The sequence below is a fragment of the Streptomyces sp. 2A115 genome, assembly GCF_052245575.1.
Taxonomy (GTDB): Bacteria; Actinomycetota; Actinomycetes; order Streptomycetales; family Streptomycetaceae; genus Streptomyces.
The window spans coordinates 1-1386 of record NZ_JBQQCG010000220.1 but is presented as its reverse complement, the minus strand read 5'-3'; the positions used below and the strand labels follow the sequence as shown (position 1 = coordinate 1386).

The following is a 1386-nucleotide window of genomic DNA, read 5'->3' as shown; positions in this document are numbered from 1 at the left end:
GGAGCGCTTGAGGACCATCACGCCCTCGGGGCCGAGTCCGTTGCCGGGCACCAGGACGGCGACCGGGCGCAGCTCGGCCCAGGCGCGGGCCGCCTCGTCGCCCTGGAGGCCGACGCTGCCGTACTGCACGACGGTGTAGTCGAGGCGGCTGAGCGCCCACTGGAGTTCGTTGAAGAACTGGTTGTAGAGCGGGCCCACGGGCACGTCCGGCGCGGGCATGAGGACCATGCGGCTGTGCCCGGCGCGCAGGCTGCGGGCGGCCGCGTGCGGGACGTACCCGAGTTCCTTGGCGGCCTGGTGGACGCGGCGGCGCGTGGGCTCGCTGATCCGTACGGCACTGGCGTTGTTGAGGACGTAGGAGACGGTCGCGCGCGAGACCCCTGCCAGGCGGGCCACATCGGCACTCGTCGGCACGGAGTGCTGCGCGGGCGACGGATGAGCGAATGCTTTCGGTATCTGCACCATGACGTACGGCATCTTCGCAGAAGCCGCGAACGGGCTCGGGGGCGGGGGAAGTTCCTGCCGGGCCGAGCCGACGGGGGCCTGCTCAACGCGGCGGTTCGGTGCCTGTCACGCGCGAGACCAGGTCGAGCCAGCCGGCCTCCAGACGCTCCAGCGGCATCCCGCATTCCTTGGTCAGGTGATGGACCAGGGCGGGATCGAGATACCCGTTCAGCGTCTGGGCGAGCAGGACGCAGTCCGCGTCCGGCACCGCCTGCCGCAACAGCACGGTGATGTGGCTGGAGCGGACGCGGGTGGGCGGGGAGGAGAAACGGCGGGCCGGCTCCGGCTGGGCGGCCAGCTGCAGATCCAGCTGCTCCGCCATGCGACGCAGAACGGCACAGCCGAACGCCCGAAGCCGCTCGACGGGCGGCGCCCCGGGCCCCAGGGGCGGCGGACCGCTGAGGAAGTCGGCCTGGAGTTTCTTCTCGGAGTGGTCGAGCAGCGCCGTCAGCAGGCCCGTGCGGTCGCCGAAGCGCCGGAAGACGGTCCCCTTGCCCACCGAGGCCGCCGCGGCCACCGCCTCCATCGTCACCGCGGCCGCGCCGTGCTCCGCCACCAGGCAGGCGGCCGCTTCCAGCAGCCGGGCCCTGTTGCGTGCCGCGTCCGCGCGCAGGCACGGGTCTTCCTCGCCGGACGTGAGCTCCAGCAGTACGGGCTCGTCGGTCGGCCCCTGGGGCTTCGGCAAGGACGGCAGGGAGGCGGACATGAAGCCACCCTATCGCCTCGGAAGAAAACTGGACCGCGGTCCGTTTCGCTGGTACAACTCTAAACGGACCCCGGTCCGGATCGTGACCGCAATGTTTCGTCCCCTTGGAGATCCCCATGTCTGTCCGCATCCTCGCGCTCGTCGGCAGCCTCCGCGTCGGCTCCACCAACCGCCAG

2 protein-coding genes are annotated in these 1386 nt (G+C 71.6%); both read right to left on the bottom strand.

Features of this window, described 5'->3' with window-relative positions; translation table 11 throughout:
* The coding region (locus ACTWQR_RS55680) for a LacI family DNA-binding transcriptional regulator (protein WP_443235007.1) at positions 1–477 on the bottom strand (477 nt) is incomplete at its 3' end.
* Between the two features lie 70 nt (positions 478–547).
* Positions 548–1210, bottom strand: a complete 663-nt coding sequence (locus tag ACTWQR_RS55675; protein ID WP_443235006.1) for a TetR/AcrR family transcriptional regulator — start codon at positions 1208–1210, stop codon at positions 548–550.
* Positions 1211–1386: the final 176 nt, after the last annotated feature.

Excerpts from the sequence above, each read along its gene's own strand:
- ACTWQR_RS55675 (WP_443235006.1), bottom strand. The coding sequence starts at position 1,210 with ATGTCCGCCTCCCTGCCGTCCTTGCCGAAGCCCCAGGGGCCGACCGAC.